Origin of the sequence: Roseivivax sp. THAF30 (genome assembly GCF_009363575.1) — a bacterium.
Classification (GTDB): Bacteria; Pseudomonadota; Alphaproteobacteria; order Rhodobacterales; family Rhodobacteraceae; genus Roseivivax; species Roseivivax halotolerans.
The window spans coordinates 3,209,758-3,235,614 of the sequence record NZ_CP045389.1; the positions used below are offsets into that span (position 1 = coordinate 3,209,758).

At 60.8% G+C, this 25,857-nt stretch carries 21 protein-coding genes and 3 pseudogenes; 12 read left to right on the top strand and 12 right to left on the bottom strand.

All coding sequences use genetic code 11. The features are described from left to right. The first annotated feature begins 170 nt into the window (after positions 1-170). The 3 genes from FIU91_RS15530 to FIU91_RS15540 all read left to right on the top strand — a co-directional run bounded on the left by FIU91_RS15530 (position 171) and on the right by FIU91_RS15540 (position 2,965). Positions 171-608, top strand: coding sequence for a hypothetical protein (locus tag FIU91_RS15530; protein WP_152463172.1), 438 nt, complete (start codon positions 171-173; stop codon positions 606-608). Between the two features lie 468 nt (positions 609-1,076). Next, the gene (locus FIU91_RS15535) at positions 1,077-2,108 is read left to right on the top strand and encodes an ATP-binding cassette domain-containing protein (RefSeq protein ID WP_152463752.1); all 1,032 of its coding nucleotides are present in this window, start codon (positions 1,077-1,079) and stop codon (positions 2,106-2,108) included. Next, the gene (locus FIU91_RS15540) at positions 2,105-2,965 is read left to right on the top strand and encodes an ABC transporter permease (RefSeq protein ID WP_152463173.1); all 861 of its coding nucleotides are present in this window, start codon (positions 2,105-2,107) and stop codon (positions 2,963-2,965) included. Before FIU91_RS15535 ends, FIU91_RS15540 begins: the two co-directional genes overlap by 4 nt. Before the next feature lie 364 nt (positions 2,966-3,329). Here FIU91_RS15540 and FIU91_RS15545 read toward each other — a convergent pair whose 3' ends face one another. Both FIU91_RS15545 and FIU91_RS15550 read right to left on the bottom strand, forming a co-directional pair. Next, positions 3,330-5,729, bottom strand: coding sequence for an extracellular solute-binding protein (locus FIU91_RS15545; protein WP_254701980.1), 2,400 nt, complete (start codon positions 5,727-5,729; stop codon positions 3,330-3,332). Continuing rightward, a complete protein-coding gene (locus tag FIU91_RS15550; RefSeq protein WP_216651612.1) occupies positions 5,722-6,390 on the bottom strand; it encodes a response regulator transcription factor in 669 nt (222 codons plus the stop codon). Before FIU91_RS15550 ends, FIU91_RS15545 begins: the two co-directional genes overlap by 8 nt. A gap of 168 nt (positions 6,391-6,558) precedes the next feature. Between FIU91_RS15550 and FIU91_RS15555 the strand changes: the two genes are divergently transcribed. From FIU91_RS15555 to FIU91_RS15570, 4 genes are all read left to right on the top strand, one after another. After that, complete coding sequence (locus FIU91_RS15555; RefSeq protein WP_152463175.1) at positions 6,559-7,536, top strand: tripartite tricarboxylate transporter substrate binding protein; 978 nt, start codon at positions 6,559-6,561, stop codon at positions 7,534-7,536. Positions 7,537-7,619: 83 nt separating this feature from the next. Then, on the top strand, positions 7,620-8,090 hold the full coding sequence (locus tag FIU91_RS15560; protein WP_152463176.1) for a tripartite tricarboxylate transporter TctB family protein: 471 nt from the start codon (positions 7,620-7,622) through the stop codon (positions 8,088-8,090). Beyond that, the gene (locus FIU91_RS15565; RefSeq protein ID WP_152463177.1) at positions 8,090-9,607 is read left to right on the top strand and encodes a tripartite tricarboxylate transporter permease; all 1,518 of its coding nucleotides are present in this window, start codon (positions 8,090-8,092) and stop codon (positions 9,605-9,607) included. The genes FIU91_RS15560 and FIU91_RS15565 overlap by 1 nt, the downstream gene beginning before the upstream one ends. Positions 9,608-9,668: 61 nt before the next feature. Beyond that, the gene (locus FIU91_RS15570) at positions 9,669-10,622 is read left to right on the top strand and encodes an AbrB family transcriptional regulator (protein ID WP_371418192.1); all 954 of its coding nucleotides are present in this window, start codon (positions 9,669-9,671) and stop codon (positions 10,620-10,622) included. A gap of 399 nt (positions 10,623-11,021) precedes the next feature. Here FIU91_RS15570 and FIU91_RS15575 read toward each other — a convergent pair. From FIU91_RS15575 to FIU91_RS15590, 4 genes and pseudogenes are all read right to left on the bottom strand, one after another. Beyond that, positions 11,022-12,407 (bottom strand): annotated as a pseudogene (locus FIU91_RS15575) (transposase). A 153-nt stretch (positions 12,408-12,560) separates the two neighbouring features. After that, positions 12,561-12,896: pseudogene (locus FIU91_RS15580) on the bottom strand (transposase); the annotation flags it as partial. A 60-nt stretch (positions 12,897-12,956) separates the two neighbouring features. After that, positions 12,957-13,991, bottom strand: a pseudogene (locus FIU91_RS15585) (IS5 family transposase). 63 nt (positions 13,992-14,054) lie between these two features. After that, positions 14,055-14,708, bottom strand: a complete 654-nt coding sequence (locus tag FIU91_RS15590; protein ID WP_152463179.1) for a TetR/AcrR family transcriptional regulator — start codon at positions 14,706-14,708, stop codon at positions 14,055-14,057. A gap of 61 nt (positions 14,709-14,769) precedes the next feature. Here FIU91_RS15590 and FIU91_RS15595 point away from each other — a divergent pair, with 61 nt between their 5' ends. The 5 genes from FIU91_RS15595 to FIU91_RS15615 all read left to right on the top strand — a co-directional run bounded on the left by FIU91_RS15595 (position 14,770) and on the right by FIU91_RS15615 (position 20,053). After that, the gene (locus tag FIU91_RS15595) at positions 14,770-16,086 is read left to right on the top strand and encodes an NAD(P)/FAD-dependent oxidoreductase (RefSeq protein ID WP_152463180.1); all 1,317 of its coding nucleotides are present in this window, start codon (positions 14,770-14,772) and stop codon (positions 16,084-16,086) included. Further along, positions 16,083-16,979, top strand: a complete 897-nt coding sequence (locus FIU91_RS15600) for a bile acid:sodium symporter family protein (RefSeq protein WP_152463181.1) — start codon at positions 16,083-16,085, stop codon at positions 16,977-16,979. The genes FIU91_RS15595 and FIU91_RS15600 overlap by 4 nt, the downstream gene beginning before the upstream one ends. Positions 16,980-17,023: 44 nt before the next feature. Next, positions 17,024-17,905, top strand: coding sequence for an SDR family oxidoreductase (locus FIU91_RS15605; protein WP_254701981.1), 882 nt, complete (start codon positions 17,024-17,026; stop codon positions 17,903-17,905). After that, positions 17,902-18,672, top strand: a complete 771-nt coding sequence (locus tag FIU91_RS15610) for an SDR family oxidoreductase (protein WP_152463183.1) — start codon at positions 17,902-17,904, stop codon at positions 18,670-18,672. Before FIU91_RS15605 ends, FIU91_RS15610 begins: the two co-directional genes overlap by 4 nt. A 316-nt stretch (positions 18,673-18,988) precedes the next feature. After that, positions 18,989-20,053: a Hint domain-containing protein gene (locus FIU91_RS15615; RefSeq protein WP_172975031.1), complete on the top strand. Its 1,065-nt coding sequence runs from the start codon at positions 18,989-18,991 to the stop codon at positions 20,051-20,053. A gap of 550 nt (positions 20,054-20,603) precedes the next feature. Here FIU91_RS15615 and FIU91_RS15620 read toward each other — a convergent pair. From FIU91_RS15620 to FIU91_RS15645, 6 genes are all read right to left on the bottom strand, one after another. Further along, complete coding sequence (locus FIU91_RS15620; RefSeq protein WP_152463185.1) at positions 20,604-21,044, bottom strand: SRPBCC family protein; 441 nt, start codon at positions 21,042-21,044, stop codon at positions 20,604-20,606. Between the two features lie 10 nt (positions 21,045-21,054). Then, complete coding sequence (locus tag FIU91_RS15625; RefSeq protein WP_152463186.1) at positions 21,055-21,897, bottom strand: phosphoenolpyruvate hydrolase family protein; 843 nt, start codon at positions 21,895-21,897, stop codon at positions 21,055-21,057. Next, on the bottom strand, positions 21,897-23,102 hold the full coding sequence (locus tag FIU91_RS15630; RefSeq protein WP_152463187.1) for a Tm-1-like ATP-binding domain-containing protein: 1,206 nt from the start codon (positions 23,100-23,102) through the stop codon (positions 21,897-21,899). Before FIU91_RS15630 ends, FIU91_RS15625 begins: the two co-directional genes overlap by 1 nt. A gap of 13 nt (positions 23,103-23,115) precedes the next feature. Beyond that, positions 23,116-23,829, bottom strand: a complete 714-nt coding sequence (locus tag FIU91_RS15635; protein WP_152463188.1) for an ABC transporter ATP-binding protein — start codon at positions 23,827-23,829, stop codon at positions 23,116-23,118. Then, a complete protein-coding gene (locus FIU91_RS15640; RefSeq protein WP_254701982.1) occupies positions 23,819-24,514 on the bottom strand; it encodes an ABC transporter ATP-binding protein in 696 nt (231 codons plus the stop codon). The genes FIU91_RS15635 and FIU91_RS15640 overlap by 11 nt, the downstream gene beginning before the upstream one ends. 71 nt (positions 24,515-24,585) lie before the next feature. After that, positions 24,586-25,848 (bottom strand): ABC transporter substrate-binding protein, encoded by a 1,263-nt coding sequence (locus FIU91_RS15645; RefSeq protein ID WP_152463190.1) that lies wholly within the window; start codon positions 25,846-25,848, stop codon positions 24,586-24,588. Positions 25,849-25,857: the final 9 nt, after the last annotated feature.

The window sequence follows — 25,857 nt, forward strand, 5'->3', positions numbered from 1 at the left end:
GAAGCTCGTCCGGGGCGATCCGAGTGCGCCTCTGCTGCACTGCAACCGCCTCTCTGGCACGGTCTTCTTCGCCAGAGCTGGGGCCGTGCAAACCTTGGCAGACCATCCGGTCAGCATAGGTAACCAAGGCGTGTGGAGCCGCAGTCCCGTTTGGGGGAGGTTATGCAGACGTGAGACTCGAATTGAGAGTTCCAGAAGGACTTCGCGAAAAGACCGAGCTTCTGGACGCCCTGGATGTTGCCGAGGGGAACGAGGCAGCCAAGAGCCTGCTGCGCCCAATCCTGACGATCCTTTGCCGCGCCGTGTCCTCCGGCATCCAGCAGGAGGTCTTTGAGAACTTTGAGCGTTACGCGACCCTGACGACCTTGCCCCGGCAGGGCCTCGGCGCGGTTCGGATCGCGCTCGACCTGCGCGAGGCGGAGCTTGAAGCGGCACGTGGAGAACTCATCGATCTCGCCATGGAGGGATCTGAATGGATCTGGCAAACCGCATCGGACGGACAGAGCGCCGTTGTCTTCGAGGTCCTCTGCGACATTCTCGATGAGGGACTGACCCCGGTCGACCAGCAGGCTCTGCTCGACGCCAATCTTGCTGACTTGGCAAACTGACCTGGCACCACCCGCGATCCGCCCGTTCTGCCAAGTGTCGAGTACCGACCACGTCGTGGTCCATCGGTTCTGAAGGACGATACGGACCACCAAAGAACCCATCCAGCGCCTGGAAACTGCGTCTCAACACGCGCTTCGGGGCTCTCGCTCCAGTAGAAAATGTCCGCGCGACGGTTTTCTGCTCTATGCTACGACAAGCCCGAAGCAGACCTCCAACTTATCGGGCGACACCGCACCGCAACTTCGCGACAACAGCCTTTCGTGGCTGGCGCGGCGTTGGACTGCACCTGGTCCGGCCTCATGGGACCGGCACTCATCCCAATCCAGCTTCCTCGTTCACTTTCTTGGTCATCACACTCAGCTTCCGGGCCCGTGTGATCGCACGCCAGTATGCCGAGAATTCCAAAATCCGCTCTCGATCTATTCCAGGTCCTATCGACTAATCGGACGCCTGCTGTACCTTGCACCATGCCAGACACCCCGCATCAGCCCCGGACGCCAAACGTGGACATCGAACATACTAATCTTGCGATCCATGCTCGTGGCCTCGTCCGCCGCTACGGGGATTTGACCGCCGTCGCAGGGATCGACCTCGAGGTGCCGCGCGGCATGATTTTTGCCGTTCTGGGGCCGAACGGCGCTGGAAAGACCACGCTGTTGCGTATGCTGGCCACCTTGGATTCCTCGGATGCCGGAAGCGCGACGGTGATGGGCCATGATATCGCCGCTGCACCGGAGAAGGTTCGTTTCTGCATCGCGATGACGGGCCAGTTTGCCTCGCTCGACGAAGATCTGACGGGCCGTGAAAACCTGGTGATGTTGGCCCGTCTCTGGGGATTTCGGGGCGGCCTCGTGCGAGCGCGGGCTGACGAATTGCTCGACGCTTTCGAGTTGTCGGCGGCCGCGCACAAGCAGGTCAAAGATTACTCGGGCGGAATGCGGCGCAGGCTTGATATCGCGGCGTCCCTGATCGTGACGCCGGGGGTGTTGTTTCTGGATGAGCCGACGACTGGGCTGGACCCTTCGGCGCGTCAGGGCGTGTGGCGTCTGATCCGGCAACTCGCCGCGTCGGGCGTGACAATCCTCCTCACAACTCAGTACCTCGAGGAGGCTGATCAACTCGCGGACCGGATCGCGGTCATCAACCACGGGCGCAAGATCGCCGAAGGAACCAGCCGTGAACTGAAGGCGGCCACCGGCTCTGGAGTCTTGCATGTTTCGCTCGCCGACCACGGCCAGATCGAGACTGCGGCGGACCTGTTGTCTGAGCATCTGGGTAGTGCGGTGCAGCGCAGCCCGGAGGGTGCCGAGCTTTCGGTGCTGGCGGGCGATGCATCTGCGGCCAATGCGGCCGTCGCGGCTCTGATCTCCGGCGGGTTCGCCGTGGCCGACTTCCGAATGGGCGCGCCGAGCCTCGACGAGGTCTTCTTTGCCCTGACTGGCACGCCAGAGACTTCGGCCTCTGAGACGGGGCCCGAGAGAGAAAGGGCCCATTCATGACCGATCTGACTGCGGACGCGCCGGTCTCGCGGTCCACTGTAAAAGCTCCCGAGCCCGGAACACCTGGCATAGCGGCGCTGCGCCGAGTTCCTCCGCCGACCCCGCCCGGAGCACTGTCGAACGCGCTGGTCTTTGGCTGGCGCGCGATACTGAAATTCCGCCATGTGCCCGAACAATTGTTCGACCTTATCATGACGCCGATCATGTTTACGCTCCTGTTCACCTTCGTCTTCGGGGGAGCGCTAGCGGGATCGTCGGGCGACTATCTGCAGTATTTCCTGCCGGGAATTCTGGTGCAGACCGTCGTGTTCAACTCGGTCTACTCCGGCATGGGTCTATCGACGGACTTCCAGAAGGGCCTGTTCGATCGCTTCCGCACCCTGCCGATCTGGTCGCTTGCCCCTTTCGCAGGTCTGATGGTCGGGGACGTCCTGCGCCACCTTATCGCCGGCGGCATCATCTTGGGCATCGGGCTCGCCCTTGGCTACCGTCCGGAAGCGGGTCTGATTGGCACGCTCGCGGCCTTTGCCATGCTGTTGACGATCGGCTTTGGCATGGGTTGGGTGTTCATAGTACTGGGTCTTCTGGTGCGAACACCGATGACGGTGATGACGCTGGGATTTACTATCCTGTTTCCGGTCACCTTCGCTTCCAACATCATGGTCGATCCGGCGACGATGCCCAGCTGGCTCCGCAGCTTCGTCGAGGTGAACCCGGTCTCCCTGATGACGACCGCCATGCGAGGCTTGATGTCAGGCACAGCCAGCCTGGCGCAGATCGGGCTCGCCTTGATCGCGCCGGTCGTCTTGACGATGGCCCTGGCACCTGTGGTGCTATGGCTCTACCGCCGCAGGTGAGGCGGTTGGGTGTGGGAGGGCCGAAGAGGTATCCGACCCTTTTCACATAGTCGTCCCGGACGATTGTTGCGTTAGATGATGGATTGCTGAGAATCTGCCCGTGAGCGCATTGACCTGCGCCGTTTTCGTCGAGATCGGCCACAGCTGCCGTTCGCTTTCGGTCCCAGCGCTGGAATGCAGCATCAGTCAAACCTGCCATTCATGTTTGGCGCAGCATTTTCACTTGCGAGTTTCAGAAGTGTGGTCCTTCCCATCAGGCGCCGAACTTGACGAGTTCACCCACGAGTAACAGGAACAGCGGGTTCATCGCTGCAGGGAATTCGCGAAACTGCGGCGGTATGGCGAAGTAGGTTTTAAGCCCATCCTACCTGCCCAAAGCCGCTTTCCATGCGGAAAGAAAACTCTGTCGTTTAAGTTCGTCCAGGTGGGTCAGTAGGCTGGGCGTTAATCGAATAGGAAGAAACGTCCCGATCCGATCCTGTATTTGTGCTCCGATCTGGGTGGTCGGTGTTTGCGGTTGAACGAGTGGTAGCAGCGGAGTGCGATCCGCAATGATCCGCTGACCCTCTGCCGAGAGAAGAAACGCGATGAATTGTGCCGCCAGATCCACGTTCGGCGCATTCGAGGGCACGAACGCGGTACGCGACATCACAAGGTTGTAGTCGTCAAAGAAATGGAGGCCGAGATGTGGTTCGGTCTCGACCTGGTCTGACGCGTAGGACCCAATGGCGTTGAAGGCGAAGGCAAGCTCGCCATTTGCCGTCGCTGCGACCATGTCCGATGTGCAACAAAACGTGCGCAAGTCGGCGCGTCCCAGGACTTCGAACAGACGCAGCACCTGCGGCCCCTGAAGGCTGTCCTGGGTCGCATAGAGGTAGCCTATGCCGGACGCCGCAATGTCATATGTCCCGATCCGACCTCTGAATCGCTGCTCGTTGGCGCGCACAAAGGTCGCAAGATCCCTGTGGCTGGCGGGAAGCTCCTCGGCCGAGATCGCTTGCTTGTCGTAGACCATGACAGCCGGCTCGAATGTGAAGCCGTAGATTTCCGACCTCCAAGTCGCCCAGGACGGTGGAGCGATCTGAGGCGGCAACTGGATGCTCTGCGCAAGACCGCGATTGACCAAATCGACCTGCAAATCCATCGCGGAGGAAATCACGACGTCGGGAGTTGTTTCGTTTTCCGGGTCGAGAATGGACTCGTAAAGAGAGATCGTCTGGAACTCCACGTAGCTCACATCGACACCAGGCCTTCGCTCCTCGAACGCCTCAATCAGAGGGAGCATCGCCGGCGTGTCGGTCGCGCTGTGAACGAGCAGTGTTTGGGCCATCGCGGTTTGCCCCAACGGCATTGCGAAGAATGCCAGAAGCAGCAGTCCAACGATTCGCTTGAAGACCAAGGTCACATCGAGCCCTCCCATACGCGAACGGCCGAGCTTCAGTTGGGCGTCATGCCCTTCGGCCACGGCTTTCACTATGGATAGGCCAAGCCCGGACCCCTGACTCTTTTCCGACAGGGACGTAAACCGCTCAGTTGCCTTCGGTAGATCTATCTCGGCTATTCCGGGGCCAGCATCCTCGACTTGCAAGTGAACGTGAGATGAGGACGCGCTGAGCGTTATCAAGATCGAGTTGTCGGCCGGACCGTGCCGGACAGCATTTTCAATTAAGTTGCGAAGGGCTTCGCGGATCGACACGCTGTCACCGGAGACGACATCATCACCCTCTCGGATCGTATCTCCATCGAAGGCGAGTGTGATATCGCGCAAACGGCTGTCACGCAGGCTTTCGGCAAGAATGTCATGGACAAGAGGTTTGAGGGCGATGGGCTCCAGACCCGGCCCGTCCGATCGATGAATGACCATCGCATTCGACAGAAGCTGGTTCGTCAGTCTCACCGTTCGCTCCGATTGGCGGTCGGCTTTCAAGAGACGGTATCGCATCTGTTCAGAGTCTTGCGCGTCGACCGCCAGCGACAGATGCCCCTGCAAGGCGGACAGTGAGGTGCGTGTCTGGTGCGCGACATCGGCGATGAAGGTTTCCGTCAAGGCACGGTTGCGACCAAGGCTTTGGATAAAGCCGTTGATGGCGTCAAACAGCGCGCGGATCTCGCGGGGTGGCGTTCCTTTCACCAAGCCGAGGTCGGAGGGTTTACGCTGAGCGAGATCAGATGCGATCTGGCGCAACGGATGCAGCGACGTTCGGATGGCGACCCAGACGAAGCCAAGCCCGATCAACGACAGCCCGGCAAGTCCAGCGAGACCCGTCCCGAAGAACGACAATTGCTGTGAGGTCCGCCATTCGACTGTCTGGCCGATCTGCACCGCAACCCATTGTCGCCCATTCGAGCCGGTCAATTGGCGTCCCTGGACCAGGAAGCGATACTTGGATCCTTGATAGTCCATCTCAAAGAAGACCGGATCTGCTGTCGCCTCGACGCCCTCCGGAACCGGCAGATCTTCGGTGCCGGTAATCTCGCGTTCGTTCGGGATGAAGATGCGATACAAAACCCGGTCGACCGGATTGAGCGACAGGATCTCCATCGCGGAATTCGGCAGATCGACCGTCACCCCTGCAGGCCCAACGGATGTCCGATCCAAGATAGATAGCCCCGCTCCGGCCAGCAGTAGATCATGCGTTCGGTTTGCCGCGTTTCGCGCATAGCCCCACAAGAGCAGAGATATGAGAACGATGAGAATGGCGAAGCCGCCCGCCATCGTGACCAACAATCGACGCTGTAGCGAATGGCCCGCAGGTTCAGTCATCGTCTGACAGATATGCCATGTAGCCAAGCCCACGCGCCGTCTTGATCACCAGCGGGGTGCCTTCCAGCTTGCGCCGAAGACGCGTCACGAGCTGTTCCACCGCGTTCATGCTTGGCGCCTCTTCGAAGGTGTACAGCCGGTCGGCAACCTCTTCTTTCGTGAGCATTCGACCCATATTGTCGATCATGATTTCCAGAAGCTGGATCTCACGCGCCCGCATTTGAGCGTCGCGCGCGTGGATCGTGGCACGCTTTGCGGCGCGATCGAAAATCAGCGCTCCGGCCGTGAAAATGTTGCTGGCATTCCCCGCACGACGCCGAGCGAGCACCCGGCACCTTGCGGACAGTTCACGAAAATCGACCGGCTTGATCATGTAGTCGTCGGCGCCCGCGTCCAGGCCGATCACCCGGTCGTCGATCTGGCTGCGCGCTGTCAGGATAATCACCGGAGTATCGTCGGACCGGCTTCGCAGCGACCGCAGGACCTCGTACCCGCTGCGCCCCGGAAGGTTCACGTCCAGCAGAACAATGTCGAACTTGAAATGCCGCAGAAGCTCGTTGGCCTCGTTGCCGTCGCTTTCACGGTCCACGGAATGCCCCTCAGACCGAAGCCGATCGATGATCGTCTCCGCCAGGTCGTCGTTGTCTTCCACAAGCAGCATTCTCATCGGGACAAATTAGCAGCGTCGCCAGCCGCCGCATAGACAGGCTCGACACGCCAGGCCTCGAGTCAGCGTCCTGTCAGCTTGGCGTCAGGGTTCGCTCAGACTGGTCAGCGATAGATGGGGAACCGGGGGAGGACCCGGACAACAGACATCTGGGAGGAACTCATGTCATTCGCACGCCTTGGCGCGACCTTTGTCGTGGCCGCTACCGCTTTCGCGGCACCCGCCTTCGCTCAAAGCCAGATCGACGATCCCGAATGCATCGCACCAGCCAATCCGGGCGGCGGCTTCGACCTGACATGCCGTGTCGCCCAGACCGGCCTCGACCCGCATATCGAGGCGCCGGTTCAAGTGACCTTCATGCCCGGCGGCATCGGCGCCGTGGCCTATAACCTGTTCAACACCACTCGAACCGATGACGGATCTGCCATCGTCGCATTCTCGACGGGATCGCTGTTGAATATCGTGACCGGCAAGTACGGTGACTTTACCGAGCAGGACGTGCGCTGGGTCGGCACCGCCGGGGCGGACTTCGGGGCCGTCGTCGTGCGCGCCGACAGCGAATACGAAACCCTGTCGCAGCTCATGGACGACTTTTCGTCCGATCCCTCGTCCGTGGTCGTCGGGGCCGGTGGCTCCGTCGGGTCGCAGGACTGGATGAAGGGCGCGCTTCTGCTGCGCGAAGCCGGCGCGTCGCCAATGGACATGCGATATGTTGCGTTCGACGGCGGCGGCGACGCCATCGCGGCGCTGCTCGGCGGCTCGATCGAAGTTTATACCGGCGATGTGGGCGAGATGGTTCCGCACCTCGAATCCGGTCAGATGCGCATCCTTGGCGTCATGTCGCCGGAGCGCCTGGACGAGCCCTTCGCCGAGATCCCAACCGTGATGGAGCAGGGCTATGACGTCGAATGGACGATCCTGCGCGGCTTCTACATGGGCGGAGAGGTCTCGGACGAGGACTACCAGGCCTGGGTCGACGCGTTCAACGCGGCCTACGAGACCGAAGAATTCGCCGCCGTTCAGAAGGAGCGTGGGCTTCTGCCCCTGAATATGGCGGGTGAAGAGCTTCAAGCCTCGATCGAAGATCGCGTGCAGAACCTGCGCGACATCGCGACAGAGGCCGGCCTGATCGGCAACTGATCGGGCGAGCCGACCGGCCCGCATCCTCGTGATGCGGGCCACTTCCCTTTTCGACATTCACCCCCGATGTGAAGGAGACCGCCATGGTCGACCGCATTTTTGCCGGGGTGCTTCTGATCGTGACGTTGGCCTATGCGGTCATCGCCTTCACCGCCATCAGTGCGCCCTTTCAATACGACCCGCTCGGCCCGGAAAGCTGGCCGCAAATCCTGTCGGTTGTCGCGATCATCTGCCTGCTGATCATCCTGTGGAAGCCTGATACCGACGAGATGAGCGTGGCACGGAAAACCTGGTTCCGCCTCGCCGCAACGGTGGTGATGCTCGCCGCCTACGCGGAACTGTACGAGCCTTTCGGCTTCGTCCTTTCGACCATCCTCTTCGGCGCCACGATGAGCGCCATGCTGGGCGCAGGGCTCCTGCGCGCGTTGGTCTTCGGCATCGCGGCAGGCGTCGGCGGCTATCTGTTCTGCGCGTCGCTTCTCGACCTCAATCTGCCATCCGGAGAACTGATCGAGCAGATCCTCGACTCTTCCGCCGAAGAAGGAGCCTCGTGATGGATGCTGTCCTTTCCGGTCTTGCGACAGGCTTTGGTGTCGCGCTCGATCCGTTCAACCTCTTCCTGGTGCTCGCCGGGTGTTTCCTCGGGACGCTCATCGGCGCGCTGCCGGGCCTTGGCCCGATCAACGGTGTGGCGATCCTTTTGCCGATCGCTTACGGCCTTGGATTCGGCCCGGAATCGGCCCTGATCCTTCTTGCCGGGATCTACTACGGCGCGGAGTATGGCGGACGCATCTCGTCCATTCTCCTGAACGTGCCGGGCGACGCGAGCGCGGTGATGACCACTCTCGACGGTAACCCGATGGCCCGTTCCGGCAATGCAGGGCGCGCGCTGTCGCTTTCGGCTGTCGCCTCCTTCGTCGGCGGCACCTTCGCGGTGATCCTTTTGTCGCTCTTCGCGCCGCTCCTTGCGAGTTTCGCAGTGAAATTCTCGCCGGCCGATTACGTCGCGCTCATGGTCTTCGCCTTCGCGTCGCTCGCCTCGCTCGTGGGCAAGAGCACAGTCAAGACGCTTCTGGGCGCGCTGATCGGCCTGATGCTGGCGACAATCGGTATCGACGCCAACACGGGCGTGCCGCGGTTTACCTTCGGCATCCCCGATATCCTGGCCGGCATAGACTTCCTGATCGTCGTCGTCGGCCTTTTCGGGATGGCGGAGTTGCTGACACTGGTAGAGCAGCAGGTCTCGGGCAAGCTGAAATCGCTGCCGGTGGACAACAGTTTCGTGCGGATGGCCGACCTCGTGACCTGCAAGTGGACCATCGTGCGTTCTTCGATCATCGGCTTCTTTATCGGCATCCTGCCGGGTACGGGCGCCTCGGTCGCCTCGGCCGTGGCCTACGGAACTGAAAAGCGGATCGCGGATTCCGAAAAGACCTTCGGCACCGGAGACGTGAGGGGCCTTGCCGCGCCGGAGGCCGCCAACAACGCGGCCGCAGGCGGGGCTATGGTGCCGATGCTGACGCTTGGCATTCCGGGTTCGGGCACAACTGCGATCCTTCTCGGTGCGCTGCTGATGTTCAACATCCAGCCGGGCCCGATGATGTTCAGCCAGCGGCCGGAAGTGGCCTGGGGCCTGATCGCGTCGATGTATATCGGCAATGTCGCCCTTCTGGTCATCAACCTGCCGCTGGTGGGCCTTTTTGCCCGGATGCTGACGATCCCGCAGCACTACCTGACACCGCTGATCGCGATCCTGGCCTTCATCGGCATCTACACCATCGTCGGCAATCCCTTTGACCTGCTGCTGATCACGGGTCTCGGCGTCTTTGGTTGGTTCCTGCGCAAGCTCGACTTCAGCCTCGCCCCGGTCATCCTGGGCTTCGTTCTGGGCAGCCTGTTCGAAAACAACCTTCGCAGGGCATTGTCCATTTCCGGCGGTGACTGGGGGATCCTGGTCCAGGACTACAAGAGCGTCACGCTCTACATCCTCGCGGCTCTGGTGGTGATCGCTCCGATCTGGCTCGGCCGCCGGGCGCGGAAGATGGAAGGCGACGCCAAAACCCAAGGCTGAGGAAATGACGAACGCAAAACCATACGCGGTCACGCTTGTGGCAGGCTTTGCGGGGGCGGCTGTGGCCGCCCTCGCGGGCATTCCGGCCGGAGCCTTGATCGGCAGCACAGTCGCTGTTGTTGCTGTCGCCACGACCGGGCAACGCGTCGGCTTGCCATCCGGGCTACGCGATCTTGCATTCGCGAGCATCGGTGTGTCACTCGGCTCCGGGATCGACGATAGGATCTTCGATCAGGTCGAGGTCTGGGCGGTCAGCCTGGCAATTCTCGTGGCATCCTTGATTGCGACAATCGGCCTTGGCCGTCTGATCCTGACAAAGACGTTTGGTCTTGATTCCCAGACTGCAACCCTGGCCAGCTCTCCCGGCACGATGTCGAACGCAATCGCAATCGCCGCAGAGGGACACGGCGACGCCACGACCGTCATGTTTCTTCAATTGATGCGTCTCTTGATCCTTGTGATCTCGGTGCCGCCACTGGCCTACGTTCTGGAAGGATCGGCGACGGGCGAGGCAGTGGCGGGCGACACGATGCCGATCCTGGTTCTTGCTGTTCTGGTCGGCCTTTCAGCCGGGCTGGGACTGCTGGGCGCGCGCAGGGGCCTTCCGGCCGCTTGTCTGCTTGCCGGAATGATCGTCAGTGCGTTTGCTCATGCAACCGGGCTTGTCCATGGAACGTCGCCCTCTTGGCTGCTTTTTGCGGCCTTCGCCATCACCGGAGCCGTCCTGAGCAGCAGATTGAGCCGGGTGACGGCAGCACAGGTGAAGCACAAACTCCAAGCAGGCGTGTCGGTCGTTGCGACGGCACTGGTCCTGTCGCTGGTCTTTGCATGGATTGCACAACGCGCCACTGGTCTCCCCTTCGCTCAGGTTTGGATCGCCTACGCGCCCGGCGGGGTCGAAGCGATGGCGGCCATCGGTCTATCCTTGGGATACGACCCCGCCTATGTCGCGGTACATCACTTCGCCCGCATCCTCGCGCTGGTCGTGATCGTCCCGATCGCACTGCGCTTATAATTACCGCAGAACCTGCCCGGCGCCTGCCCGCAAACTCGCGCGAGACGGGGCCGTTAAGAGCAAGAACATACCTATGCCAAGCATCAATCGGCAAATGCACCAATTGCCTGCAAGAGCTGCATGCTGCGACGGATTACGGGTATTGCTCATACGGCTTTCATGCGCTTCACGTCGAACTGATCCTTTTGGCAGCGCTTCTCTCGGATCACACATGGCGAAATCCAGCTTGCCCCAATGAGGGAGAGGCTCTCGCCAGTGGAACCAAAGTCCGCTTCATGCCTTTGGCAACCGAAACTTCGCAAGTGCAGAGAAAGTCGGCTTTCCGCCGATTCTGTGGAAAAACACTCGTTTGCTGGCGCAGAATATCGCCGCATGGAAGGGGCACGAGCGCCTTTCGTGTCAGGCTTTTCGCGGTTGCTGCGGTGCAGGAAGGATCTTAGCCAGTTTGCGGAGGTTCTTGGCGGCTGCGGCGAGTAGGAATTCGTCGTTTGCGCCGTATGGCCCGCGTAATCGGAGCCGATTGAGGCCGAGGATTCGCTTGAGGTGGGCAAACAGCATCTCGACCTTCTTCCGTAGCTTCATCGAGATTACGTATTGGTCGGTCTTGGCGATCTCGCGGGCGACCTGGCGGGCGTCTTCATGTTCTTCACGAGTGATGGATCTGGCATCAGCGTTCGGGCAGCATTTTGCTTTGGATGGGCAGGCCTGGCAGGTCAGTTTCAGGGCACGGTACTTCGCTCTACCCTGTCCGGTCGGCCCCCGGTTCGGGTCGGAATAGTTCCTTCGGAATTGCTTCAGTTCTTGCCCCTCAGGGCAGATGTATCGGTCGTTCTCGGCGTCCCACTCGAAGTCCGCTCGGCTTCAGGTGCCGTCGGTGCGCTCGGACTTGTCCAAGACGGGAATATGCGGCGCGATCTCGCGGTCGACCAGCCAGCCCAGCATGGGCCCAGTGCCGTAGGCCGTGTCCGCGATCAGCCGTTCAGGATGCAGATCGAACCTGGCCTTCACCCGGTCCAGCATGGTCTTGGTCGAACCGACCTCGGCTTGCCGGATGGACCTGGTGGCTTCGACATCCACGATCACGCCATGATCCGTGTCGATCAGATAATTGTCGGAATAGCTGAAGAATGCCGGGCCCTTGCGGGCTGCCGTCCACTGGCTGGCGGGGTCGGAATGCGACGTGAACTTGGGCTGCACCTCGCTGGCGGCACCGAACGCTACCTCGTCCAGGGTGTCGAGATACTCGCGAACGGCCCGCGATGCGTCGGCGGGATCTGCCTGCGCCGGATTCCATTCTTCCTTTGGCGTCGAGTTCTGCTTGTTGGCATCCGCCTCGATGAGGCTTGCATCAACGGCCATGCGCTGGCCGCTGACGAGGCCTTCGTCGATGCAGCGGGCAACGGTCGTTTCGAACAGGTGGCGAAGCAATTCGCTGTCGCGGAATCGCCCGTGCCGGTTCTTCGAAAACGTCGAGTGATCCGGGACCCTGTCACTCAGATCGAGGCGGCAGAACCAGCGATATGCCAGGTTCAGATGCACCTCTTCGCACAGCCGCCGCTCTGACCGAATGCCGAAGCAATAGCCGACCAGCAGCATGCGGATCAGCAACTCGGGATCGACCGAGGGGCGGCCAGTGTGGCTGTAGAAATCTGCAAGATGGGCGCGGATGCTGCTCAGGTCGACAAAGCGGTCGATGGATCGAAGCAAGTGGTCTTGCGGGACGTGATCCTCAAGCGAGAACTCGTAGAACAACGCCGGTTGCACCTCCTGCCGCGGTCCCATCATCGCCGATCCTCCCACCCTTCACAGGAATTGAAACAGCCAGATGCCCCCCGATCAAGGACGAGTTTTTCAACGGAATACGCCCATCCCGTGGAAAAACACCCGTTCGCCAGCGCAGAATATCGATGGCGGAACATGGCGCGAGTGCCTTTCCTGTCAGGCGTTGCGCGGTTGCTGCGGTGCAGGGAGGATCTTGGCCAGCTTGCGGAGGTTCTGGGCGGTTGCTGCGAGGAGGAATTCGTCGTTTGCGCCGTATGGCCCGCGTAATCGGAGCCGGTTGAGGCCAAGGATCCGCTTGAGATGGGCAAAGAGCATCTCGACCTTCTTCCGCAGCTTCATCGAGATGACGTATTGCTCGGTCTTCGCAATGTCGCGGGCGACCTGACGGGCATCCTCATGCTCTTCGCGGTTGATGGACCGGAAGTCCATGTTCGGGTAGCACTGCGCCTTCGAGGGGCAGGCCTGGCAGGTGTGCTTCAGACACCGGTATTTGGCGACGGCTCTGTTGCGCAAAGCCGGCGGTAGACGGAATGCCCCTTTCCCCGGACGGGTTTATCCTACGGCCTCTGTGATCGGGATGCCGAGCGCAGTGAAGCCATTGAGCACGGCGATGCGGACGTGCAGCTCCGCGACCCGACGGTCGAAGTCTCGAGCCATCAGGCCCTGACCCAGCAGCTTCACAAAACGCATCTTTGTCTCGACGCGGCTCCGGCGGTGGTATCCGCTCCATCGTCTCCAGAGCGCTCGACCGAGATATTTTGAGGCTCGCAGCGCCTCGTTGCGGGTGACGGCGCCAGCGCTTGAGCGCTTCCAGGGCTTGGCGTTCCGGCGTGGCGGTATGACGGCATGAGCGCCCCGCTCCGCAATCACCTCCTGGCACTTGCGGGGTGAGGGGCGGCCCGGAAACAGGCCAGTGGCCTGTTTCAGCCACGAACGGGCGGAGCCCCGGGACGAAGCACCGTCGGCCGTCACGGATCCTATCTCTTCATTGGCCGGGATCTGGGTGAGCAGCTCTGGCAGCATGGGCGCGTCGCCAATGTGGCTCCCCGTGATCTCGACGGCCCGAACCTCCAGCGTTTGCTCATCGATCCCGAGGTGGATCTTGCGCCACAGGCGCCGCTTGGGACCGCCGTGCTTCCGGGCGTGCCATTCTCCCTCGCCTTCCGCCTTGTTGCCGGTGCTTGTCCACTGCCCGGCAGTGCATCACGCAGTGATGTCACGAGAGGGGATCAGGAGGTGTAGAGGGCCATGGGAGCCTAGATACGGGATGTCGACCGCCAGCGACTTCTGGCGGCGGCAGAGGGTGCTGTCGTCTGGCACCTCCCAGTCCAACCCCATCAGGCGCAGCAGGCTCTCGACGAAGCCAGTCGTCTGCGTGAGCGGCAGGCCAAACAGCACCTTCATCGTCAGGCAGCTCTGGATCGCAGCGTCGCTGTAGCACGGTTGCCGACCCCGTTTGCCGGTCGGTGGCGGCTTCCAGGCCATGCCCGGATCGAACCAGATCGTCAGGCAGCCACGCTGCTTCAGCGCATCGTTGTATGCCGGCCAGTTCTTGGTCTTATAGCTCGGCGGTGTAGGTCTGCTCATGCAGCCCCAGTTACCATGCTGGACTCACGAGATGAATCCTCGGCCCGTTTTGCGCAACAGAGCTTATCCTGACCCCCGAAAACCGGCAGCGCAGAATTGAATGAGATACTCTATCTGACTGTTCTCCAAGTTTCTCTTAGCGCCCAAGCTCATTATCCGGTCCTGCGAGGTTAGCAGCGCGAGCATAGCTGAGACCGAATACACGAATCCTTCAACGACCTGCTGTTTCGATCGCTCTGGCAATAGAGTTGAAATCTCAGATACGAAAACCTCGACAACAGTATCGAAATATTCTTTGGAAACGTCGGTCCAGCGAGCATCGACCGATACATAGGCTACGAGACGCGCGTAATCGCGCCAGCGCGGGTTCTGTGCGGACAACTCAAAGAACGGCCAGATGAAGGCGCCGAGGATGTTTTCCAGGGTCGGAGCACCAGCGGAGAGGACCTGCTCGAGCGCCGCGAGCCGTTTGGCCGAAAGGGTTTCGGCCCGGCGAGCGACGGTTCGCTGAAACAGAAGCGCTTTGCCGCCACCATGATGGTGAATCGTCCCAACTGGCTCACCGGCCTCGTTGGCGATTTTCCGGATCGTGGCCCCATCGAATCCCCGTTCGGCGAACACTTTCTCGGCGGCATCGAAGACTCGCAGCCGCGTTGCCTGCGCCCGTGCGGAAAGGACTCTCTTTCGTTTCTTTTCAGCAAGTTGCGATACGGTCATGAATAAATCTTGCCTTAGATTGAACGTTTGTTCAATCTAATCTTCAGCACGGGAGGACGCGATGGGAGACGCGCAAGGACGGCTCGCCCTGATCGGGGCTGGGCCGATGGGGTTGGCTGCGGCCAAGCTGCTGGTGGAGCATGGGGTCGCTTTTCAAGGGTTCGAGCTCAATTCTGGCGTAGGCGGACTGTGGGACATCGATGGCCCACGCTCGACGATGTACGAGACCGCGCATCTGATTTCGTCCAAGACGATGACCGAATTCTCCGACTTCCCGATGCGGGAGGACGTAGCCGAATACCCGTCTCATCGTGAGATGAAGCGGTATTTTCGGGACTTTGCGGATCGCTTCGACCTCTTGAGACACTACCAATTTGACGCGGAGGTGGTTTCTTGCACCCCTCTGGGCGATTCCGGCGAGGGGTGGAAGATTGTCTGGCGCAACGACGGCGAGGAGCATGTCGAGGAATTCTCAGGGCTTTTGATTGCGAACGGCACGCTGAGTGAGCCCAATATGCCAGAATTTGAGGGTACGTTCACCGGAGAGATGATTCACTCATCCAACTACCGCTACCCAACCCAATTTTCTGGCAAACGTGTCCTGGTCATCGGTGCGGGCAATTCCGGCTGTGATATCGCCGTTGACGCCATCCATCATGGGACGTCCTGCGATCTGTCGATGCGGCGCGGATATTACTTCGTACCGAAATACGTCTTTGGAAAGCCGGCGGATACAATGGGTGGCGCGATCAAATTGCCCATGGCGCTCAAGCGGATCGTGGACGGAGCGATTCTAAAATGGTTCGTGGGCGATCCTCAAAAATATGGATTTCCCAAGCCCGATTACAAACTTTACGAAAGCCATCCAGTGGTCAATTCCCTGGTTCTGTATCACGCAGGGCACGGGGATCTGAACATCCGCCCCGATATTGCTCGGTTCGAGGGCAAGACCGTGCATTTCAAGGACGGGACCCAGGCGGAGTACGACATGATCCTCGCCGCAACTGGCTATAAGCTCGACTATCCTTTCATCGACAATGCGCTGCTGAACTGGCGAGGCGAAGCGCCGCATCTTTACCTCAACTGCATGCACCCCGACCGCGATGACATCTTCGTGCTGGGTATGGTCGAGGCGTCAGGCCTTGGCTGGCAAGGGCGGCACGAGCAGGCCGAAATGGTCGTGCGCTACATCAAGGGGCTTCGCGACGGGGCGCAAGGTGCCCGCCAATTGCAGCAAACCAAGGCGCAGGGCTTTGAGCGCGCGACGGGCGGGATGACGTATATCGACCTGCCGCGGATGGCTTACTACGTCGACAAGGCAACCTACCGCAAAGCCGTGACAGACTGGATCGCAAAGCTCGGCGGGCGGCGAGCATGATCGACGAGGCCGTACTCGACTTCTCCGCGCACTCGCTGACCCTGCTCAACGCCATCCTGGCAATCGTCATGTTGTCCATTGCGATTGATCTGAAGCCACGAGACTTCAAGGTCGTGGCGCGCGCGCCGAAACCGCTGATCGTAGGCTTGGGCGCGCAGTTCATCGTGCTTCCTGTGCTTACTTTTTTGCTGGTTTTGGTGGCCCGGCCACAGGCGTCCGTCGCCTTGGGACTGATCCTCGTAGCGGCTTGCCCAGGAGGCAATATCTCGAACTTCATAACGCATCGCGCAGGCGGAAATGCGGCGCTTTCGGTTTCGATGACCGCCTTTGCCACGATCGGCGCGATCGTCATGACGCCCGCCAACATCGCCTTTTGGGGAAGCCTCTACGAACCCTCCGCGGCCATTTTGCGGGAGACGTCAATCGATCCGGTCAACATCGTTGTCACGATAAGTCTGATGCTGATCCTTCCGCTGATCCTCGGCGTGGCGCTGAACGCGCGCTGCCCCGATATCGCGGCAAGGATACGTGGGCCCTTGCAATGGATCTCGATGGGCATCTTTCTTGCCTTCATCGGTTTGGCACTTTCGGCAAACTGGGGTCTGTTCCTTGCCTATGCGGGCAGCATCGCGGGGCTGGTCGTCGTTCATAATGCATTGGCCCTTTCCGGTGGGAACCTGACCGCCGCCGCTTTCGGTCTTTCTCCCTTTGACCGGCGTGCGATCACGATCGAGACCGGCATCCAGAATTCCGGTCTCGGGCTGGTTCTTATATTCGGCTTTTTCGGCGGGCTCGGCGGCATGGCAATCGTGGCGGCATTCTGGGGCGTCTGGCACGCAATATCAGGCCTTGCACTTGCCAGCGTCCTGTCGCGCAAGAAGGCCTCGGCATGACGCGGATCCTGATAACCGGCGGGGCCGGGATGGTGGGCCGCGCCTTGGCGGAGACGCTGGAAGGCGGTGAGGTCCTGGTGACAGACCTCGCGCGGGGAGACTTGCCGAGGCAAATCCCCTTCGAGCGCATGGATGTCACGAGCAGCGATCCCGATAGGGTGATAGGGCAAACGCGCCCCGAGGTCGTGGTGCATCTGGCATCCATTGTGACTCCGCCGCCGGGAATGGCCCGCGAGGCTGCCTTTGCGGTTGATGTGACGGGCACGAGCAATGTTCTGGATGCGTGTCTAAAGCACCGGGTCAAACGCCTTGTTGTCACCAGTTCAGGCGCGGCCTACGGATATCATCCGGATAATCCCGTCCCGCTAACCGAAGACCATCCCTGTCGCGGCAACCCCGAATTTGCCTATGCCGACCATAAGCGGCAAGTCGAAGAGATGTTGGCGGAAGCGCGTGCGCGTCATTCCCAGCTGGAACAGGTCGTCTTGCGGGTAGGAACCGTTCTTGGCGCCGAGACCGACAATCAGATCACGGCGCTGTTCCGACGCAGGCGGCTCCTGGCCATCAAAGGCAGCGAAAGTCCCTTTGTATTCATCTGGACACGTGATCTCGCCCGGATCGTCGAACGGGCGGCGACAGAGGGGCCCGCAGGTATCTACAATGTCGCCGGCGATGGCTGGCTTTCGGTCGAGGACCTCGCCGCGGCCTTGGGCAAGCCGATCCTGCGTCTTCCCGCCTTGGCGCTGAAGGCGGCCCTTGGGATTGCAAAGCCTTTGGGCCTGTCGCGGTACGGACCGGAACAGGTGCGTTTCCTGCAATACCGCCCGGTGCTGGATAACGGCCGCCTAAAGCGCGAATTCGGCTATACCCCGGAACTCACTTCCGCCGAGGTCTTTGATCTTTGGAAAAGAACGGCAGGGCTATGAAGACGGCTGTTATCTCTGGTGGGAACGGCGGTTTGGGCCGTGCCATGGCCGATCAGCTTGAAGCGCAGGGTTGGCATTGCGTGCTCATGGACGTGACCGTCGCTGGTCTGAAAGCCACGGAAAGCCGTACGCCTGTCGAGGTCGACCTGACCGACCCCGCCGCGTTGAACGCTGCCGCGGTGGAAATCATTGCCGCACGCCCCTCGATTGACATGGTAATATACAACGCCGGAGTAACCCAGATCGCTCCGTTTGAGGAGGCGACGGCAGACAGTCACCGCCGGGTTTTCGAGATCAACTATTTCGCAGCCGTGGGAATGGCCCGCGTCTTTTTGCACCCGCTTCGCCGAAGCGGCGGTACGCATTTGGCGATTTCTTCCGTTGCCGGGTTTTCTCCGCTTTATGCACGCACCGCTTATGCCGCTTCGAAACATGCAATGCAGGGCTTCTTCTCGACGCTCCGCTCTGAAGAGCGCGCTTTCGGTGTGCGATGCCTCATCGCGGCCCCCAGTTTCATCGCGACAAACCTTGGCACGTCCGACCAAGACGACAATGCAATCATGCGCCCCGGCGCCGCAGCGGACAGCATGGACCAGTTGACTCCAGATGCTGCGGCGAAAATTATCTTGCGCGGGACCGTCAGGGGGCGTGATTTCATACCGGTAGGTCGTATCGCGCGTCTGGCTGCATTTCTGGTTCGCCTATCGCCGTCGCTCTACGAATGGGCCATGCGCCGGAACACACACGCCGGTAAGCAGACAAGGTAGCTGTTTGTTGGCCGAGCGGACAGATGGAAAGCTGTCGAACGTCTGGCCGAACCGTTCAAACAAGGTTCCCGTTGACCTGCCTCGACTACGCAAGCGATTTACAGCCGTAACTCGCCGGACGGGGCCTCGCTTCGGCGCGGCTTCTTGGATGCAGACCGTCGACAGATCCTTCAGATCGGCCGTGACGACGGGGGCATCAACGTTTTTTGCAAAGCCGGGTTACGCAATCATCCATCCGAGGGCGTCGCTTTCGTCAAGTTTCTGCCCATTTCGCATTGTAAACAATTGAGGTAATTTATCTTTTCTGGAAAGCGCCGTGGAAGAGCTTCAGTTTACCGGGCTGCAAATCGCGACGTTCGATCAAGCCCAACAAACCGGCAACGCATCGACTGGCGATCTGACGCTGAATTTGCGGAACGTGCAGGCTATCGGCGGCGCGGACGACGTATTTACTCTGCGTCAGACCCAGGGTGGCGGCGATCAATTTTCCAATGGTCAATTTTGGGAACTGCGCGCGCCGGACGGCAGCGTGGTCGCCAGGCAGCTCAATCCGGGCAACGATCTCTACCAGGGACTTGGCGCGACTGACGAGTATATCATCTTCCAATCCAACTCATTCGGAAACGTGATTGTCAGCGTCAATGATTTCTCCGAAACGCCGACAGATGTGACCTTCACCCAAGCAGACGAGCCGGGAGATACGACGCAGGGCGACAATGATGGTCAATTTGACTTCGATGAGACGACCGCACCGGTCTGCTTTGGACCGGGAACACAGATTTCGACTCCGGAGGGCTTGCGCCGTATCGAGAGGATCGGAACGGGCGACCTTGTCTTGACGCAAGACAACGGTCAGCAACGCGTGATCTGGAAGAATTCGTCCTTCTTCGATCTGCAAAAAGCCGATGCCGAGGCGGCTCCGGTTGTGATTATGCGGAATGCACTCGGAGAAGGCAGACCGTCAGAGGATCTCACCGTCTCGCCAAATCACCGAATTCTGGTCTCTGGCGCGGCCATGCAACTTCAATTTGGCCTGGATGAGGCGTTCGTCGCTGCAAAGCATCTTGTAAATGGGGCCGATATCAAACACGTCACCGGTCGAGCTTTCATTCGATATCATCATATCATGTTTGAGAGCCATGAGATCCTGTGTGCGAACGGCTTGGCCGCCGAGAGCTTCTTTCCCGGAGATATCGCAAAAAGCAATTTGTCTGCAGCAGCAGAACAGAGCCTGCACCGCATACGAGCAACCAACCGGACCCCAGCACTCCTCGCACGGCCCGAGATCAAAGGTCAGATGGCTCGCGTGTTGCGCGATGGCTACGCTACTCTTTCTGCGCCCAAAGATAACCGAAACGCTCCGATCAAAAAGGCTGCTTGATTGGGCTTTTGGAAATGCGGTCTTGCTGTTCCATCGACCACCTCTGACTTCCCAAGCGCGCCGCGATGCCAAGAGGCAGAACTTAGCGAATAATCGTTCATTCTCGCGGGAGGCTCTTATTCGCCATCGGATCGATGCCCCCCGATGCTGCGCCCAGGGTCACGAATGTGGTCGCTCCTATATGGTGCATCATTCGCCACTACAGGGCGGCGGTGCGAACAAAATCTCCCGTCCTAAGTGGACGCGATGAACCAGGATATTCTTGGCTCAAATTTCAGTTCACCAGCCCGACAAGCATGAATATGATCCGGCTTTTCGAAGTGCGGATCATGCCGGTGCGGGAACGATAGAAGGTTAGTCGACGCAGGAAGAACTGCGGTCCTGGTGCCTTTCACGCGAGCGGAAGGATGGGACCACTTTGCTCCGGTGTTCCCCACCCGCAGGCGAGCGTCGCTAGCCGCAGCAAAGCTGATGGGATGACTGTCCGGCATTGGCAATAAATCCATACGAAGCCGTCAGACCCGCGCCCGATCTATCTTCCTGATGACCCTCACGTTTTTTCCAGCCTTGCAGCCAGCGCGCGGATTCCGGCGGCGAAGGTCTCCTTCCCGACAGCCTGCCGGATCTCCGGCTCGTCGTCGGCGCCGACTTCGAAAGTTGCCCACCACTCGACGAACGTCGCCTCACGTTCTGTCACCGAGGTGCACCGGAAGGTGGCGACATAGTTCTCGATCGGCATCGGAGAGACGATGATCGAGTATGTGAAAAAATGATCCAGATCACTGAAGCTGAGCAGCCGCTCACGAAGGTGGCCGCCATCGGTAAGCGTGAAGTTACGCACGCAGCCGACTTGGTCTGGCGGAAGCCCATCTTCGATCGTGCTTTCCGCGATCCGGGGGTGCCAATCGCCGTGGCCGTTATAGTCGCGCGCGAGCGCCCAGACCTTCTCGATCGGAGCGTCGATGACATCGCTGATATATACCTTTGCCATGTTCTTTCCTTCACTTGAGGGCGCGGGGCTTCAGGCCCTTGAACTCACGTGTCTGCGCGATCAGCGCGTTTTCGGTCGGAAGCCGCTCCATGGAGCTCGCACCGTAGAAGCCGTGGCAGCCGGGACAATTGTCGAGGATGAAGGCCGCATCGTCCGGCATCGCGATCGGACCACCGTGGCAGATCACCATAACATCGTCGCGCACCGTGCGGGCGGCATCCGCGATTGCATTGATCTCGCCGACGCAATCCTCGAGCGTCAGGGCTGTTTCCGCACCAATCGCCCCGCCCGTCGTCAGACCCATATGCGCCACAATGATATCAGCCCCGGCGCGGGTCATCTCTTTCGCGTTGTCGGTGTTGAAGACGTAGGGCGTGGTGAGCATGTCCTTTCGACGCGCACGCGCGACAAGATCAATCTCTAACCCATAGCCCATGCCGGTTTCTTCAAGGTTGGCGCGGAACGTTCCATCGATCAGTCCCACCGTGGGGAAATTCTGGATGCCCGAAAAGCCGACCGCGCTTAATTGGTCGAGGAAGTAGTCGAAATTACAGAAAGGATCGGTTCCGTTGACCCCGGCGAGAACTGGCGTCTCGCGGACCACGGGTAGAACCTCGCGCGACATCTCCATGACCACGTCATTGGCGTTGCCATATGCCAGAAGCCCGGCAAGCGACCCTCGTCCGGCCATGCGATACCGGCCAGAATTGTAGATTACGATGAGGTCGATACCACCGGCCTCTTCGCACTTCGCCGAAAGGCCCGTGCCGGCGCCGCCGCCAACGATGGGGAGGCCCTCGTCGATCATGTGGCGGAACTTTGCGAGGATCTCCTCGCGGGGGATACGGGGCATCACTGACCTCCTGTCGTTATCTCCCGCCATTCCGAGACGAGTGCGTCGGCGAAGGCGGAATCGTTGATGTGATGGGGTACGCGAACGAGGCGGCGGGTCTCCGTCTGCTTCACGCTTGCTTCGAGCGCCTCGAAGAGTGCGGCTCGCGCATCTTCGTCGTGGAAGGCCGCATCGGGCGCATCAAGAGCAGAGACGCCGCCCTCGGGCAAAAGAAACCGCACCTGACCCTCGCACGCGTTGAGCTTCGCCCCGAGCCAACGACCCATCTCGGCGTTCTCTTCCGGCGTTGTCCGCATCAGCGTAACCTGCGGGTTGTGCTCGTAAAATAGCCGGTCAGCGTATCGCTCGGGCACCGTGTCCGCGGCCCCGAAATTCACCATGTCGAGCGCGCCGACTGAGCCGACATAGGGAACACGCGTCCGAGCAATGGCTCCCAGCCGATCTTCCGTCGCAGGAAAGACCCCGCCGAAGAGCAGATCGCAAATCTCGGTCGTCGTAGTGTCGATCACGCCTTCGACCAAGCCCGAGTCGACCAGCTTCTCCATCGACTGTCCTCCGGTGCCGGTGGCGTGGAATACAAGACAGTCGTAGCTGCCCGAGAGCCGCTCGACAGTCTGGTTCACGCAAGTCGTTGTGACGCCGAACATGGTCAGACCGAGCGCCGGTTTCATTTCAGTGAGTGGCACCTCCGCACGAGCCATTCCTGCGATTGCGCCAGCCGCATTCGCAAGCACGCGGCGCGAGATCCGGTTGAGGCCCGCGACGTCCGTTACAGAATACATCATGGTGACGTCCGACGGTCCGACATAGGGTGCCACGTTCCCCGACGCGACGGTGGAGACCATCAGCTTGGGCACGCCCACATCGAGCGCGCGCATAGCAGGCGTGATGAGCGCGGTGCCACCCGACCCACCAAGCCCGATCAGGCCGGCCAGGTCGTCGCGGCTCCGCGCGAACCTCTCGAACGCCTGCGCCATCGCTGTGACGGCGCTGCCGCGATCGCCGGTGAAGACGGCTGCAGCGCCGCCGGGATGGTGCGCGGCAACCTCGCGAGCAGTGATATCGGCACCGTCTGGCCCTGCGTCCGTGGTCGATAGATCCACAAGCGCGACCTCCGCACCAATTGCTCGAATACGGGCGCGGACGTAGTCGAGTTCGGGGAATTTGGTGTCACAGGTGCCTGCGAGATAGATGCGCTTGACCATTGATCCTACTCCTTCATGCCTCGGCCGCGACGCCGAGGTAGCGGTTACGCAACGCGCGGTCGTTCAGCAGCGAGTTCGCATCCGTCTCGAGCGCGATCTCACCGTTCATCATCACCATGATCCGGTTGCTGACCTCGGTCGCTACGCTCAGGTTCTGCTCTACCAGCAGCAGCCCGACACCCGATCGGCCTATCTGTCGCAGGACCTCGACCACCTGGTCTACGATGACCGGCGCCAGACCCTCGGTCGGCTCGTCCATGACCAGAAGCCGCGGATTTAGCAGTAGCGCACGAGAGATCGCCAGCATCTGCTGCTCCCCGCCCGACAGTGCGCCGCCACCGTTCTTGCGTCGCTCGGCGAGGCGCGGGAAGGTGTCGTAGATGCGTTCGATGGTCCATTCGCCATCGGGCTTTCCGACGAGCTTCAGGTGTTCGTCCACGCTGAGCGAACGGAAGACGCGACGGCCTTGCGGCACGTAGCCTACGCCCGCCCGTGCGACCTTGTAGGCGCGCCGCCCGCTTATTCGCTCCCCACCAAGACGGACTTCGCCGCGCGCTGCGGGGACAAGGCCCATGATGGCCTGGCACAGAGTCGACTTGCCCATGCCGTTTCGCCCGACGATGGAAAGGGGCTCCGTCCCGGCCTCAAGCGACAGCCCGTGCAACACGTGGCTGGAGCCGTAGTAGACGTGCAGGTCCTCGACCTTCAGAAGAGGTTCATTTGCCATGGCGACCCATGTAGATGTCCTGAATATCCTGATTGGCCGAGATCTCGGCCGGCGTGCCTTCGGCCAGGAGCCGGCCGTTGTGCATGACGCTGACGTAGTCGACTGCCTTCAGAGCGATATCGAGATCGTGCTCTATCAGGATCAGGGTCAGATCGCGCGGCAGGTCGGCGAGCATCGCCACCAGCGACTCGCGCTCGCGGGTCGACAGGCCCGCCGCCGGTTCGTCCAGCAGCAGCAGTTTGGGCGGATGCGCCAACGCCATCCCAAGCTCGAGCTGCCGCTGCTCGCCATGGCTGAGTTCATTCGCCATTGTATCGAGCCGATCGGTGAGGCCCACTCGCTCGGCCAGCCCATCGGTCTCTATGCGGTCAGGCTGGTGTTCGGCGCGCCTCCAGATTGCCAGGCGCGGTCCGGTTGCGCCACGAATGGCGACATAAAGGTTATCGCGCACGGTCATGCCGCCGAAGACCAAAGATTTCTGGTAGGTCCGGCGCACGCCCTGCAATACGCGTTTCTGCGGCGATAGCCCCGTGATGTCCTCTCCGAAGAGGCGGATGCGCCCGGTGCTCGGCGGCAGATCGCCCGCGATCATGTTGAAAAGCGTCGTCTTGCCGGCGCCGTTCGCGCCGAGCACGGCCCGGCGCTCTCCGGGCGAAACGCGCAGTGTTACGTCGTCGACCGCCACGAGCGCGCCGAAGCGGCGGGTGAGGCCCTCGAGAACGAGGGCCTCACCTGTGTTCTGGCGAGCCGCCTGCATCACGACGGGCAGGACGGGTTTTCGCGGGACGGCAGACCAAGCTCCATGTAGGTCTCCCGGTCGAGCCCGAGATACTGGTCCACGCTCTCGATCCGCTCCAACGGTTCGAGCGCGAGCGAGCCGTCACCCTGCTCTACCACCTCGTTGATGTAGATCGCGGCGGTCGCTTGCCGGTTTTCGTTAAGGCTCACGGTGCCGGTCGGGCTCGTGAACTCGAGATTGCTCAGCGCCTCGTTGAACGCGGCGTGATCGTCGGACAGATCACCTTCGACTTCTTGCAACGCAAGCAGCGCTGCCTTGGTGTTGGTATAGTAATTCGACGCGAACAGCGAAGGCGACGGCAGACCTTCGTCGCCGTAATAGTCGCGGTAGAGCTGCTTGAACTCTTCCCACGCCTCGAGGTCGTCATTGTCCGACACCGGACCAGAGGACAGGATGCCGGGCAGAAGCTCGCGCGCCGGACCTTGCGTGGTCAGGACGGTCTGGTCGGTCACGTTGGTGCCACCCACGATGGGAAGCTGCCCGCCCATCTGCGCGTATTGCAGGAAGTTCACCGCGTCCGAGCCGCCGAGCACGACGTACATGCCGTCGATCTCGCCCGCTTCCAGCGGAAGCTGCGCAATCACCGAGGAATAGTCGTTGTTGCCGACCGGCGTGAAATATTTCTCCGCCACAGTGCCGCCGGCTTCGCAATAAGTTGCCATGAACCCGAAGATCTGCGCGTACGGGAACGAGTAGTCTTCGGACACGATGACTATGTTGTCCCAACCCCTCTCATTCACAACGTAGCCGCCAAGGGGAGCGGTCCACTGCGCGCCTTCAGTGTTGAAGCGAAAGAAGTTCTCTGCCGGATCGACCAAAGTCGTCTCGATTGCAGCTGAACCGCCATTGAGAAACGTGGTTCCCGGCTGCTCCTTGGCGTATTGCGCGATCCGGATGCCTTCCGATCCTGAGAGCGGACCTACCATGATATCGACGCCGTCCTGCTCCACCAGACGGCGCGCGGATTCGAGCGCGACGTCGGGATTGCCGTCCGAGGACGCAGTGACGAACTCGATCGGGCGTCCGGCGATCTCGCCGCCGAACTCGTGGATCGCCAGCTCGACGCCGCGAAGACCATCCTCGCCCGGCGCTGCGAAGGGCCCCTCGAGCGTGGCGAGCCCGCCGATGGTAATGGTCTCGCCGTCCTGCGCGAGCGCGGTCGTGCCCATCAGAGCGGCAAACGTCGCTGCCATTCCAAGCGTGAATCGTTGTGTGGTCATATCGGGATA